Annotated in this window: 14 protein-coding genes; 4 read left to right on the forward strand and 10 right to left on the reverse strand. The window is 65.8% G+C overall.

Annotated features, from left to right (window positions below; translation table 11 throughout):
* Positions 1-90: 90 nt before the first annotated feature.
* The 5 genes from V3B46_RS02150 to ppsR all read right to left on the reverse strand — a co-directional run bounded on the left by V3B46_RS02150 (position 91) and on the right by ppsR (position 4358).
* The gene (locus V3B46_RS02150; protein ID WP_329891013.1) at positions 91-1455 is read right to left on the reverse strand and encodes an MATE family efflux transporter; all 1365 of its coding nucleotides are present in this window, start codon (positions 1453-1455) and stop codon (positions 91-93) included.
* A 118-nt stretch (positions 1456-1573) separates the two neighbouring features.
* Positions 1574-2203 (reverse strand): DUF2239 family protein, encoded by a 630-nt coding sequence (locus tag V3B46_RS02155; RefSeq protein WP_329891014.1) that lies wholly within the window; start codon positions 2201-2203, stop codon positions 1574-1576.
* 143 nt (positions 2204-2346) lie between these two features.
* Entirely contained in the window at positions 2347-2835 is a 489-nt protein-coding gene (locus V3B46_RS02160) for an NUDIX hydrolase (RefSeq protein WP_019660268.1), read from the reverse strand.
* Between the two features lie 42 nt (positions 2836-2877).
* Positions 2878-3387: a DUF1249 domain-containing protein gene (locus V3B46_RS02165; RefSeq protein WP_329891015.1), complete on the reverse strand. Its 510-nt coding sequence runs from the start codon at positions 3385-3387 to the stop codon at positions 2878-2880.
* A gap of 149 nt (positions 3388-3536) precedes the next feature.
* On the reverse strand, positions 3537-4358 hold the full coding sequence (gene ppsR, locus V3B46_RS02170) for a posphoenolpyruvate synthetase regulatory kinase/phosphorylase PpsR (RefSeq protein ID WP_005417170.1): 822 nt from the start codon (positions 4356-4358) through the stop codon (positions 3537-3539).
* A 144-nt stretch (positions 4359-4502) separates the two neighbouring features.
* Between ppsR and ppsA the strand changes: the two genes are divergently transcribed.
* From ppsA to V3B46_RS02185, 3 genes are all read left to right on the forward strand, one after another.
* Complete coding sequence (ppsA, locus tag V3B46_RS02175) at positions 4503-6881, forward strand: phosphoenolpyruvate synthase (RefSeq protein WP_329891016.1); 2379 nt, start codon at positions 4503-4505, stop codon at positions 6879-6881.
* Positions 6882-7043: 162 nt separating this feature from the next.
* A complete protein-coding gene (locus V3B46_RS02180; protein ID WP_329891017.1) occupies positions 7044-7817 on the forward strand; it encodes a hypothetical protein in 774 nt (257 codons plus the stop codon).
* A gap of 111 nt (positions 7818-7928) precedes the next feature.
* Complete coding sequence (locus V3B46_RS02185) at positions 7929-8822, forward strand: mechanosensitive ion channel family protein (protein ID WP_329891018.1); 894 nt, start codon at positions 7929-7931, stop codon at positions 8820-8822.
* Between the two features lie 80 nt (positions 8823-8902).
* Here the strand turns inward: V3B46_RS02185 and V3B46_RS02190 are convergent, their stop codons facing one another.
* Positions 8903-10018 (reverse strand): alkene reductase, encoded by a 1116-nt coding sequence (locus tag V3B46_RS02190; RefSeq protein WP_154352832.1) that lies wholly within the window; start codon positions 10016-10018, stop codon positions 8903-8905.
* Between the two features lie 139 nt (positions 10019-10157).
* Entirely contained in the window at positions 10158-11033 is an 876-nt protein-coding gene (locus V3B46_RS02195; protein ID WP_329891019.1) for an EcsC family protein, read from the reverse strand.
* 121 nt (positions 11034-11154) lie between these two features.
* Here V3B46_RS02195 and V3B46_RS02200 point away from each other — a divergent pair, with 121 nt between their 5' ends.
* Positions 11155-11709: a DUF4189 domain-containing protein gene (locus V3B46_RS02200; RefSeq protein ID WP_154263891.1), complete on the forward strand. Its 555-nt coding sequence runs from the start codon at positions 11155-11157 to the stop codon at positions 11707-11709.
* Between the two features lie 113 nt (positions 11710-11822).
* Here V3B46_RS02200 and orn read toward each other — a convergent pair whose 3' ends face one another.
* The 3 genes from orn to V3B46_RS02215 all read right to left on the reverse strand — a co-directional run bounded on the left by orn (position 11823) and on the right by V3B46_RS02215 (position 13428).
* Positions 11823-12395, reverse strand: coding sequence for an oligoribonuclease (gene orn / locus V3B46_RS02205; protein ID WP_012511426.1), 573 nt, complete (start codon positions 12393-12395; stop codon positions 11823-11825).
* 73 nt (positions 12396-12468) lie between these two features.
* Complete coding sequence (gene tadA / locus V3B46_RS02210; protein WP_329891020.1) at positions 12469-12993, reverse strand: tRNA adenosine(34) deaminase TadA; 525 nt, start codon at positions 12991-12993, stop codon at positions 12469-12471.
* A gap of 75 nt (positions 12994-13068) precedes the next feature.
* On the reverse strand, positions 13069-13428 hold the full coding sequence (locus V3B46_RS02215; protein WP_154352835.1) for a winged helix-turn-helix transcriptional regulator: 360 nt from the start codon (positions 13426-13428) through the stop codon (positions 13069-13071).
* Between the last annotated feature and the right edge of the window lie 55 nt (positions 13429-13483).

A 13483-nucleotide genomic window follows, 5' to 3' on the forward strand; every position in this document is an offset into this window, starting at 1 on the left:
ACGGGGTGCGGGAACAGGGGCCATGATGGGGTAGTGCCGGCCGCTGGCCGGCTGCCCCGACCGTTCCGGGTTGCCGGCCAGCGGCCGGCATTACCCGCCTTGCACCCGTCGCCGCCAACGCGCGAAACAGAACACCTGCATCACCAGCATCGCCAGCAACCCCAGCGGCCACGCCCACCACACGCCCGCCAGCCCATGCCGCGCCTGCAAGCACATCGCCAGCGGCAGCTCCAGCAGCAGTACCGCCGCCATGCCCAGCAACGCGGGCAGCAAAACCGTTCCGCTGCCGCGCATCACCCCGACCAGCACGGTGCTGCCTCCCATCGCCAGCACGCCCCACACCACCGTACGCAACTGCAGCGTGGCCAGTTCGCGCGCTTCGGTCGCCACCAGGATCAGCCCGGTCAGCCAGGGCGCCAGCGCCATCACCAGCAGCACCACCGCGCTCAGCATCGCCAGTCCAAGCAGCACGCCGGTGCGGGCGATGGCGGGCAGCCGTGCCGTACGCCCCGCGCCCATCGCATGCGCCGCGAGGATGGTGGCGGTGATCCCCAGTGACATCGCCGGCTGCTGCACCCAGCTCATCAACTGGTTGACCGCACCGTAGGCGGCCGTGGCCGTGTAACCGTAGCGGTTGATCCAGCCCAGCAGCACGATCTCGGCAATGGCCAGGCTGAGCATCTGCAACGAAGACGGCACGCCGATGCGCAGCATCGCGCGGATGAGCACGCCATCGAAACGGATGGCACGCAGCAGCTCACGTCCCGGCGCCAACGGGTGCCCCATCCTCTGCCACCGCCACATAAGCCAGGCCAGGGCCAGCAGCGAGGCAAACGCCGCCGAGACTGCCGCACTGGCCGAACCCAGCTGCGGCGGGCCGGCCCAGCCGAGGATCAGCAGCGGCGTGCACAGCAGGCCGACCACCGTTGCCAGCAGCAGCGCATGCAGCGGTGTCTTCGCATCGCCCACCGCGCGGCTCACCGCAGTGGCCAGCCACAGCAGGAAGAACACCGGTGCCGTCAGCAGCAGCACGCGTGCGTAGCCAATGGACTCACTGAGGACCGCTGCCGGCGTGCCCAACGCCGCCAGCAGTTGTGGCGCAAAACCGCCGCCCAGGGCCATCACCAGCACCGACAACAGCAGGATCAGCGCCACCGCGCTGCCAGCCACCGCGCGTGCCTGCTGAGGGCGGCCCGCGCCCCAGGCCTGGCCGATCAGCACCATCGCACCGGTCGCCAGGCCCATTACCAGGGCCAACAGCAGGAAGAAGACCGGGAAGAACGCAGCCGCTGCGGCCACTGCCTGTGTGCCAAGCAGATGGCCGAGGTAGATGTTGTCGAGCGTGCCTGCGGCCAGCTGCAGCGCATTGGTCAGCAGCATCGGCAGCAGCAGGGTCAGATAGGTTCGCCACAGCGGGGGTGCTGCCGGAGGTATCGGATGTACAGGGGGACTCATGGGGTTCTCTGGGCAAGGCGCCGCCCTGCCCGGCGTTTCCGCCAGCAAAGCACGCACAGGGGAAGCGGGCCTGGACCCGCGGTCAGGTGGGGCCGTCGCTCAGCAACGGCGCGATGGCTCAGCCGTCGGCGTGGTCCGCAGGATCGTCGAAGGCCAGGCGCAGAGCGTGGGCGCGCACATCCGCGGGCCAACTCCGCAACGCCGCTTCCAGGCCCGCGCGGTCATGCGCGAACAGGACGCGGATGGCTTCCTCGAAGCCAGGCAGGTCACCAGCGATGGCCTGCAGGAAGTGATAGGCACGCTCGCTGTCACGACGCTGGCGGTCCTTGTCAGCACCGGCACGGCTGGCCGCCTCCACCAGCCTGCGCAGCACCACTGAGGCACCGCCAGGCTGCTCGGCCAGCCACGCCCAATGGCGCGGCAGCAAGGTCACTTCTCGGGCGACCACACCCAGCTTGGGGCGGCCACGGCCACGCGGGGCAACTGGCGCGTCTTCATGAGCGATTCCGGCGTCCGCTTGCACGGCCGATGGGAACGCGGCAGCCACCCGCGAAAGCAGTTCTGCGTCGCTACCACGCGTATCGAAATCACGGGTGCGGCCGGTAGCGTTGTCGAACACCAGCAGCGGTCCGGCAGCGTTGTCGGCGCGCAGCTGTTTCAGCGCCAACGCCGCCACCTCCGGGGTACCGGAAGCGACCAGGCGATGGCCGTCGAAGCAACTGAAGGGAGGGAGTCGGGACGCAGGCATGGCAATGGCATCAGAGGCGATGCACCAATATTGCCCGGGTAATTTGCGGCCGTCAATATTACCCGGGCATTAATCAACCAGAAGAGCGTGCCAACCACGGTTGGCCCCCACCGGAATGGGTGGCACCCACACGATTCGCCAGGTTACAGACGGCTGAAGGACCAGCTCACCATGCGGCCGTCCTTGTACGGCATCACGCCGTGGAACGGGCGAGGGTCGGTATCGAACACCAGCGGCAGGAAGTTGCGGTCGCCCTCCCACATCGGCAGCGTGTCCAGCTTGTCCAGGTCCACCCACTCCAGCGTGCCTTCGTGGTTGCCGCCGTGCGGGGTGCCCTCGAATCCATCGATGACGAACACGAAGCCCAGCCAGTCCTCGCCATGCTTGCCGAAACCCGGCCAGCTGAGAGTGCCGCGCAGACGCATGCTGGTGCAGTCGATACCGGCCTCTTCCTGGATCTCGCGGCGCATGCTGGCGGCCACGTCCTCGTCCGCTTCGATCTTGCCACCCAGCCCGTTGTACTTGCCCAGATGATGATCACCGGGGCGGGTATTGCGATGGATCATCAGCACCTGGCGACGATCGGGCGACAGCACGTAGCCCAGGGTGGCGACGATCGGGGTATACGGCATGGGGCAGCATCCAGCGGCAGGTCAGCCGTGGATTATGGCCGATCAGCGCACCAGCGACAGGCGGCGCTCGGTGGGCGTGCCGGCACCATCGGGATTGCGGCGCAGGGTGGCGACGCCGTGGCCGCGTTCGGCCAGGTATTCCAGCCATTTGCCGAGGAAGGTGTTCATCCGCATGCGATGGCTGATCAGCTCCGCCGGCGGGGGGTACAGGCCCATGGTGTCCTGCCAGCGGCGACCGACGTAGCAGTGCGTGGTCTCCGCCTGGCGCGCATCACGATACAGGCGCACGTAGGCCGACGGATCCGGTTCACCGGTGACCGGGTCGGCCAGGTCGTAGGTCAGGCGCAGTTCCACCGTGTAGCGGTGGCACTCGATCACGTCCAGGCGTACGTCCAGGCCGTCGCCGATCGAGGAAATGTAGCTGCCCGCCACCAGTCCGGCCGGTTCGAACAGGCGCACCAGGTGGCGGTAGTTTTCCGCGTACAGGCCCATGAGCCAGCTCAACCGGCTCAGGCGGGGAATGCGTTCGGTGCGGGGCGAGGCTTGGGCCATGGGTCGATCCTACACGTTGGTGCTTCAACGTGGGGGCGGGATCGCCCTGACCAAAGGGACTCGGTGTCGACCAACGGCCGATACCCACCGCAGAGGAGGCGTAATGCCCGCCACACAGGTAGGCCACGCCCGTTGGTCGCGGCGACGGATCAATACAGCTCGCGCTGCAGCCCCAGCGTGGCCAGCACCTTGCTGGAAATCTCCTCGATCGAGGTATGCGTCGTGCTCAGGGTCGGGATCCGCTCCATGCGGAACATGGTCTCGGCCGCAGCCACCTCGCGCTTGCAGGTGTCCAGGTTGGCGTAGCGCGAGTTCGGACGGCGCTCCTGGCGGATCTGCTGCAGGCGGTCGGGGTCGATGGTCAGGCCGAACAGCTTGCGCCGGTAGTTGCGCAGGCGCGGCGGCAGGCGGTCGCTTTCCAGGTCTTCGTCGGTCAGCGGGTAGTTGGCCGCGCGTACCCCGTAATGCAGGGCCAGGTAGATGCAGGTGGGCGTCTTGCCGGCGCGCGACACCGCCACCAGGATCACGTCGGCATCGTCGTAGTTCACCGCGATGCCATCGTCATGGGTCAGGGCGAAGTTCATCGCGTTGATGCGGCGGTGGTAGGTGTCGAAATCGACCATGCCGTGGGCCTGGCCGACCCGGGCCAGGCGCGGGCTGGCCAGTTCACGCTCCAGCGGCTCGATGAACGGCGCGAACACATCCAGCATCAGCGCCCCGCTGTCGGCCAGGATCAGGCTCAGGCTCTGGTCCACGCAGGAGTTCACCACGATCGGCCGGACCTGGTACCGCTCCCCTGCCGCCTGTATCCGGGCACAGGCTTCACGCGCTTTTTCGGGGTCGTCGACAAACGACATGCGATCGGTAATGAAGCTGAACCCGGAGAACTGGGTAAGCAGGCTATGCCCAATGGTTTCAGCGGTGATACCGGTTCCATCGGAAACGTAGAACACCGGACGGATGGTCGACATGCGCGCTTTTACCCCCTATGAAGCCTAAAAAGGCCGCCAGCACAAGCTTGTGCCGACGGTGCTCTGCCCGGCATCATATCGGCTTCTTCCTACGGACGCGGCCACTCAGCCCGCCTCGGGCGATGGCCAAACGGAGCATCGCGCTTGAACGAGAACATCCTGTGGTTGCACGAACTGCGTCTGGCCGATCTGGCCCGCGTAGGCGGCAAGAATTCGTCGCTGGGCGAGATGATCGGCAACCTGGCCGGTCTGGGCGTTTCGGTGCCGGGCGGTTATGCCACCACCGCTGAAGCCTTCAAGGACTTCATCGCGCACAACGACCTGTCCAAGCGCATCTTCGACAAGCTGGCCACGCTGGACGTCGAGGACGTCAACGCTCTGACCGCCGCGGGCAAGGAAATCCGCTCCTGGGTGATCGACGCTCCGCTGCAGCCGCAGCTGGACCAGGACATCCGCACCGCCTACGCCCAGCTGAGCGCCGACAATGGCGGCGGCGACGTGGCCGTGGCCGTGCGTTCGTCGGCCACCGCCGAGGATCTGCCGGATGCCTCCTTCGCCGGCCAGCAGGAAACCTTCCTCAACGTCACCGGTGCCGACGATGTCGTGCACAAGGTCAAGGAAGTGTTCGCCTCGCTGTACAACGACCGCGCCATCGCCTACCGCGTGCACCACGGCTTCAAGCATGAGGACGTGTTCCTGTCCGCCGGCGTGCAGCTGATGGTGCGTTCGGGCGTCGGTTCCTCCGGCGTGCTGTTCACCCTGGACACCGAGTCCGGCTTCCGCGACGTGGTGTTCGTCACTTCGTCCTTCGGCCTGGGCGAAATGGTCGTGCAGGGCGCGGTCAACCCGGACGAGTACTACGTCTACAAGCCCACCCTGCAGGCCGGCAAGCCGGCGATCCTGCGCCGCTCGCTCGGCAGCAAGGCGATCCGCATGGTGTACTCGGATGTTCCGGGTGAGCGCGTCAGGATCGAAGATACCCCGGCCGAACTGCGCAACACCTTCTCGATCAGCGACGAGGACGTGCAGGAACTGTCCAAGCAGGCGCTGGTCATCGAGAAGCACTACGGCCGCCCGATGGACATCGAGTGGGCCAAGGACGGTGTCAGCGGCAAGCTGTTCATCGTGCAGGCGCGCCCGGAAACCGTGAAGTCGCGCAGCCACGCCACCCAGATCGAGCGCTTCGCGCTGACTGAAAAGGGCGGCAACGTGCTGGCCGAAGGCCGCGCCGTTGGTGCCAAGATCGGCTCGGGCGTAGCCCGCGTGGTCAAGACGCTGGACGACATGAACCGCGTGCAGCCGGGCGACGTGCTGATCGCCGACATGACCGATCCCGATTGGGAGCCGGTGATGAAGCGCGCTTCGGCCATCGTCACCAACCGTGGCGGCCGCACCTGCCACGCCGCGATCATCGCGCGCGAGCTGGGCGTGCCGGCCGTGGTCGGTTCGGGCAATGCCACCAAGGTGATCGAAGATGGCCAGCTGGTCACCGTCAGCTGCGCTGAAGGCGATACCGGCTTCATCTACGAAGGCAAGCTCGGCTTCGAGCGCACCACCACCGATCTGGGCAACATGCCGCCGGCACCGCTGAAGATCATGATGAACGTGGCCAACCCGGAACGTGCCTTCGACTTCGGCCAGCTGCCGAACGCCGGCATCGGCCTGGCCCGCCTGGAGATGATCATCGCCAGCCACATCGGCATCCACCCGAACGCGCTGCTGGAATACGACCGCCAGGACGCAGCAACGAAGAAGAAGATCGACGAGAAGATCGCCGGCTATGGTGATCCGGTCAGCTTCTACGTGGACCGCCTGGCTGAAGGCATCGCCACCCTCACCGCCTCGGTCGCCCCGAACGCCGTGATCGTGCGCCTGTCGGACTTCAAGTCCAACGAGTACGCCAACCTGATCGGCGGCAGCAACTACGAGCCGCACGAAGAGAACCCGATGATCGGCTTCCGCGGCGCCAGCCGTTACGTCGACCCGAGCTTCTCGGCCGCCTTCGCGCTGGAGTGCAAGGCCGTGCTGCGCGTGCGCAACGAAATGGGCCTGGACAACCTGTGGGTCATGATTCCGTTCGTGCGCACCCTGGAAGAAGGCCGCAAGGTCATCGAGGTGCTGGAACAGAACGGCCTGAAGCAGGGCGAGAACGGCCTGAAGATCATCATGATGTGCGAAGTGCCGTCCAACGCACTGCTCGCCGATGAGTTCCTGGAGATCTTCGACGGCTTCTCGATCGGCTCCAACGACCTGACCCAGCTGAGCCTGGGCCTGGACCGCGACTCGTCGATCGTCGCGCACCTGTTCGACGAACGTAACCCGGCTGTGAAGAAGCTGCTGTCGATGGCGATCAAGTCGGCACGTGCCAAGGGCAAGTACGTCGGCATCTGTGGTCAGGGCCCGTCCGATCATCCGGATCTGGCCGAATGGCTGATGCAGGAAGGCATCGAGTCGGTGTCGCTGAACCCGGACACCGTGGTCGATACCTGGCTGCGCCTGGCCAAGCTGAAGGCCAAGGGCTGATCCAGCTGCAAGCTGAATAAAGAAACCCCGCCTCGGCGGGGTTTCTGTTTTGGGGAGGACCAGCCGGGGCCGATGCGCCATTTGCAACTATTCCAGTAGGCGCCCTGAAATGGCCGACGCACACTGGGAGGACTGGAATCACTTGCCGGCAAGGTTCGCCCCATGACCATCCCGTTCGCACTTGGACTGTTCAACTACTCCGGCCCACTGGCAGGAGCGCAGGATTTCCAGAAGTTTCACGAGTTGGCTATATCCATGCTCGAAAAGCGTGGAGTAGAAGCGACCTACTTTGCGTCTGATGGAAAGGGCCACAGCAGCAAGTTGGCGAAGCTGGGCAATGCAGCGCATCGACGACTTCTCTCGAATGGCTTCAACGATCTGACCCTCCTCAGTGTTGTCGCTGTACCCAAAGGAAGTGACGCGCCCGCTTATGATCTGACGGCATCAGTGGATTTCTCCTCCATGCACGAGCTTGGAACGGAGTTCGCTCTGTTCTCCAAGGATGCTCGCTTTCCTCTGGAACCGCATTCATTCCGGGAGCTTCTGGTGAGGCTGATCGCCCTGTATGACTGGGACTTCGGCTACGTCACTCATCCCCCCTTTGAGCGCAGCCCGCAGGCCTACATCAGTGGCTACTGTGATGGAACACAGCCGCAGGATGAAGAAGACCGCAACCAGATCTGGTATGACGCTCCGCCGGAGGTGCGCCTGCGCAAGGCCCGCAATATTTTCCCGCTCAGTCTGCTCAATCCGGCACAGCTGGGTGCACCCGTCGCGCCCGGCAAGACATTGGCTGGGATACTGCAAGGTACCCCGGGCTGCACATTGGACGAGCTGGTGCCCGGCCGCCTCTGGCTTAGCACGGTAGAACCGCATCTGGTGCAAGGACTACGCTCGCTGCTCAAGGGCACTGGCGCATTGATCGAAGGCGGCTGACATCACGTTCATCCCGCCGTGCCGATAATTTGCCCGCATGCAACCCCGCCTCTGCGGGGTTTTCAGTTTTTGGCGTTCTTGAGCGCCGCGCCCGTTCGACAAGGAGCCCGCATGATTGCTACTGCCCCACCCGCCCCCGCCGCAACCCCCTGGCTCCACTCACTCGACTGGGAGCGCCTGCTGGAAACCTACGGCGTGCCGTTGCTGGCCGCCATCGTGGTGCTGCTGGTGGGCCTGTGGGTGGCACGCCGCCTGTCCAATGCGATGCCACGCGCCACCGCGCGCATGGGCGTGGACCCGATGCTGGGCAGCTTCCTGCGCAACGTGGTGTATGCCGCTTCGCTGGTCATCGTGGTAGTGCTGGCCATTGGGACGCTGGGCGTGCAGATCACCCCGCTGCTGGCCGTGCTCGGCACCGCCGGCCTCGCGGTTGGCCTGGCACTGAAGGATTCGCTGTCCAACATCGCCTCGGGCGTGATGCTGGTGACACTGCGTCCGTTCCGGGTCGGCGATGTGGTGACCGTGGCCGGGCAGACCGGCACGGTGCGCGAAGTGCGCATCTTCCAGACCGTCATCACCGGTGCCGACAACCAGCACACCACCATTCCGAACACGTTGATCACCGCCGCACCGATCATCAACCTGACCGCCGAGCCGACGCGTCGCGTCGAACTGGTGATCGGCATCGGCTACGAGGACAACATCCAGCTGGCACGCGACACCGCGCTGGCGCTGATGAAGGCCGACCCGCGCGTGCTGCAGACGCCGGCACCGGACGTGGTGGTGTATGAGCTGGGCGCGCACGCGATCAATCTTGGCATCCGCTGCTACGTGAAGTCGGCCGACTGGTTCGGCACCAAGGTCACGCTGCTGGAGCAGCTCAAGCTGGGCTTCGACAAGGCCGGCATCAACATTCCGTATCCGCAGCAGGACATGCACCTGTACCTGCACGGCAAGGATGGCGGCGTGGTCGAGGCCGACGCGCTGGTGCGCGACAAGCCCTGATCGGGAGTGCCGACCAACGGTCGGCCCCCCCCCATATCCTTGCACCGGTAGTGCCGGCCGCTGGCCGGCAGCCTCCGGGATCAGGCCGCAACGCTCTCTTCCAGCGTCGGGTAATCGATGAATCCGACCGCGCCACCGCCAAAGAACGTCGCCCGATCCGGCAGGTTCAATTCCGCCCCCAGACGCAGGCGCTCGGGCAGGTCCGGGTTGGCGATGAACGGGCGGCCGAAGCCGATCAGGTCGGCCCAGCCTTCGGCCAGTGCCTGCTCGGCGCGCTCGGCGGTGTACTTGCCGGCGTAGATCAGGGTGCCTGGGTAGATCATGCGCAGCGCCTGCTTGAACGCCACCGGCATCAGCGGTGCGTCATCCCAGTCGGCCTCGGCGATGTGCAGGTAGCCCACGCCCAGCTCGCCCAGCAGGTGTGCCGCCGCCAGGTAGGTGGCCTGCGGCGTATCGTCCACCGCGCCCTGCAGGGTCGTCAACGGCGCCAGGCGCACGCCAACGCGCTCACCACCGGCTTCTGCAATCACCGCCTGCACGACCTCGCGCAGGAAACGCAGCCGGTTCTGCAGCGAGCCGCCATAGCCGTCGGTGCGCTGGTTGGCCTGCGAATCGATGAACTGGTTGATCAGGTAGCCATTGGCACCGTGAAGCTCGACACCATCGAAGCCCGCAGCCAGCGCATTGCGGGCGGCCTGTGCGTAGTCGGCGATGATGCCCGGAATCTCGGCCTCGGCCAGCGCGCGCGGCATCGAGTGCTGGATCATCTCACCCACGCCCGCTTCCGGGCCTGCGCCGGTGGGGTCGACAAACACCTTCACGCCCTCGGCCAGCAGCGCCGACGACGACACCGGCGCGGCACCACCGGGCTGCAGCGCGACGTGCGAGACCCGACCCACGTGCCACAACTGGGCGTAGATGCGACCGCCGGCAGCGTGCACGGCGTCTGTCACCTGTCGCCAGCCCTGCACCTGTTCGGCGCTGTGGATGCCCGGGGTCCAGGCATAGCCCTGGCCCTGCGGGCTGATCTGGGTGCCTTCGCTGACGATCAGGCCCGCGCTGGCCCGCTGCGCGTAGTAGGCGGCCATTTCCGCGGTGGCAACGTTGCCGACGGCAGCGCGCGAGCGGGTCATCGGCGGCATGACGATTCGGTTGGGCAGGGTCAAGGCACCCAAGCGGTGGGAGGTGAACAACATGGCGGACATCTCTTGCGGGGGGAGTGCCAGCAAGAATGGGGACCGCCTGCGAAAGGCAACAGGCGTGTTATGGCAAAACAGTTGTGCCCGGCAGGCAAGGATGGCCTGGCATGAAGGCTCATCCATGCATGGCGTGGATCTACTCCAGGCTGGGTTCTATCCTGATCGTGCCATGCGCCACGCGGTCATAGCAGGTGCGCACCACATCTTCGCCGTACTTCAATTCCAGCCGGCGCACGATGAAGTGGCCGCGCGCCATGTCCTGGTAGTAGTCGGTGAACATGGTGTTCAACGTCGCACCGGCAGCGGCACCCACGATCGGCACCGCCTGCGCGGCGAATTTCTCGGTGACAACCACCCCGAAGCGCGCCGCCACCTTCTCCACCATCTTCGCCAGCAGCTTGCCAGCTTCCTTCGGCGCCACGCCCAGGGTCAGGTCGCGGCCGGTCACCACGCGCCCGGCCAGCTCGGCCGAAAGATGCCGCATCACGTCAGTGGTGAAGCCACGGGCCAGGTAATAGCCGGTCTCGCTGGCATCGTCACGCGGCGAGTTCCCACCCAACGCGAACACCTCCAGGCACGCCTGGCGGGTGCTGAACTCAGACAGGTCGAACCCCTCGCTGCGGGCCACGTCGGCCACGGCGCGCATCATGATGGTGGTCGACACCGGCAGCTCGATGAACAGCGCGGCAAAGCCAAAGGCGCCGCCCACCGCACCGGAGGTCGCTGCGGCCAACTTGTGCCAGCGGGTGGACGCCTCCTTGCCGGGGGTGTTGTCCATGCTCCACAGCGCCGCCTGCGCCGACTTGGTCAGCGCCGCCTGCACCGCGCCGTGGATGCGGTTGGAGACCGAGCTGGGCAAGGCCTTCACCGCGAACTCCAGCGGCGTGCCGACCAGATTGGCCATGCGCGCGGTCAGGGTCGGCGCTTCCAGCAGGGTCACCGCCCGCTGCAGGTCAGACCAGTCGCGGGCGTCGTGGGCAATGTCGCGGGGAAGCAGGATGGGCTCGTTCATGGCGCTGATCTTAGCGCCAGGGGGTTGAACGGAGGGTGGTAGCACCCTCGCCACCGGTCTATGATCAAGCCAGCGGCCCCGCTTTCATGGGGCCATGGAACAACCTAGGCAAGGACGCCCCATGCTCGCCCGACTACTGCTGCTCTGCACCCTTTTCCTCGCTGCTCTCGGCCTGCCTCACATCGCCAAGGCCGAAGGTCGATGCCCGCCGGGTTCCTATCCTATTGGCGGGCAAGGCGTGTTGGGTTGTGCGCCGATTCCCGGAGGTGGTGGTGGCGATGCCGGACTTGCTCCGTCCATCCCAACCACCCGAGTAAAGATGGGCTCCGAATGGGTTGCATTTGCCCGCTCGCCGAACGGCACCCTCCTCGCCTGGAGCGTTCGCCAACACAAACCGAAGGCTGCCGAGAAACAGGCATTGAAGACCTGTAAGAAGCGCAGCGGAACACAGTGCGAGATCATTGCCTCGTTCACTGAAAGATGTGCCTACGCACTGCAGCACTACGACACTGGCCAATTTGAAGTGGTCTTCCGCAGCGACAATGAATTGGCGCTCGGCACCGAAGTCGCACGCCAGACCTGCCCCAACGGCTGCCGACCGGTTCATTTCACTTGCGGCCGGCCAGTCAACCTGTATGGCCGCGGTCCCGATCCGGGACCCAACTGGTCTCCTTGACGATGGAAACAGGGGGAGCGGTTCTGTCCCCCGTTTCTGAATTGCCGGCCAGCGGCCGGCACTACCAGTTTGCGTGTCATCCGGTAGCGGCGGGCCATGCCCGGCGTCGTTGTTCAGGCCGTGGGCAACCCCGACAGCGCGCCCATGAACTGGCGATAGTGGCGCAGCTCGGCAATCGAATCGTGCACGTCGCTCAGCGCGGTGTGGTTGCTGTTCTTGCCGACGCCAGCGGCCACGGTCGGCGCCCAGCGCTTGGCCAGCTCCTTTACCGTGGACACGTCCAGGTTGCGGTAGTGGAAGTACTTCTCCAGGCGCGGCATCTGGCGGTGCAGGAAGCGGCGATCCTGGCAGATGGAGTTGCCGCACATCGGCGACAGGCCGGCCGGGATCCACTGCGCCAGGAAATTCACCGTCTGCGCTTCAGCTTGGGCAAGGGTCACCGTGCTGTCCACCACACGCTGCCACAGGCCCGAACGGCGGTGCTGGTTGCGGTTCCACTCGTCCATCGCTTCCAGCGTTTCCAGCGGATGGTGGATGGCGAATTCCGGACCTTCGGCCAGCACGTTGAGCTGGGCGTCAGTGACTACGGTGGCGATCTCGATGATCGAATCGTTGTCGGTATCCAACCCGGTCATTTCCAGGTCGATCCAGATCAGTCGTTCGTTGGCCGCGCCGTTGTCCGCCATGTGTCGCCTCGTTGCTGGGCAGGCGCGCGGCCTACCGGTGATGGAAAGAGGCGCCCATCATACCCGTTCGCCTTCAGCCCTCGCCGGCGTGGTCTTCCAGCAACAGCGGCGGCTTGCCACGCTTGGCGCGGAAATAATTGGTCAGGCGCGTACTGGCTTCCTTGGCCAGCACCCCGCCGTGAATCTCGACGCGGTGGTTGTGGCGGGCGTCGCCAATGAGGTCGAACACGCTGCCGCAGGCACCGGTCTTGGGATCGCTGGCACCGTAGACCAGGCGCGAGACACGAGCATGCACGATTGCCATTGCACACATCGCACACGGCTCCAGGGTCACATACAGCGTGCTGCCAAGCAGACGATGGTTGGCCAGCAGCTTTCCGCCCGCCCGCATGGCCACGATCTCGGCGTGCGCGCTGGGGTCGTGCGAGGCGATGTTGAGGTTCCAGCCCTCACCCAACAGTTGGCCGTCGGCACTGACCAGCACCGCCCCCACCGGGATTTCGTCGAACTCGCGCTGCGCGCGCTCGGCCAGCGCCAGCGCGTGGCGCATCCAGTGTTCGTCGGTGTCGTGCACCGGCACACCCAGGGCGTCGGTCATGGCGGTTCTCGCGTGTCTGCAGGGCCAGGATGGCCGCCGGGGCCGCATTGTACGCCCGCAGCCGTGCAGGCGCCGCTAGCGCGCGTCGAAGCGCTCGCGGGCAGCGTCCAGCGCCGGGAAATTGTGCTCGGCCCAACGGTCCAGCGCGGTCAGGGTGTCTACCAGACTGCGCGCAACCTCGGTCAACCGGTACTCCACGTGCAGTGGCTTGCTGCCCAGATCGCAGCGCTCGATCAGGCCGTTGCGCTCCAGCTGCCGCAGGGTCTGAGTCAGCACCTTCTGCGAGATGCCTTCGATCTTCCGCAGCAGCGCACCATTGCGTTGCGGGCCCTCGGCCAATGCCGGCAGCAGCAGCATCACCCACTTGCCGGAGATCAGTGCCAGCGCATCGCGCGCCGAGCAGTCGGCGGCATAGACATCACCGGGAAAGGCCATGGTTACCTCAAAGTGCGTAATTGCCGGGGCATGCCGGCACCGCGAGGATGGTCGC

Origin of the sequence: Stenotrophomonas sp. SMYL11 (genome assembly GCF_036320005.1) — a bacterium.
In the GTDB taxonomy this organism is placed as follows: domain Bacteria; phylum Pseudomonadota; class Gammaproteobacteria; order Xanthomonadales; family Xanthomonadaceae; genus Stenotrophomonas; species Stenotrophomonas maltophilia_A.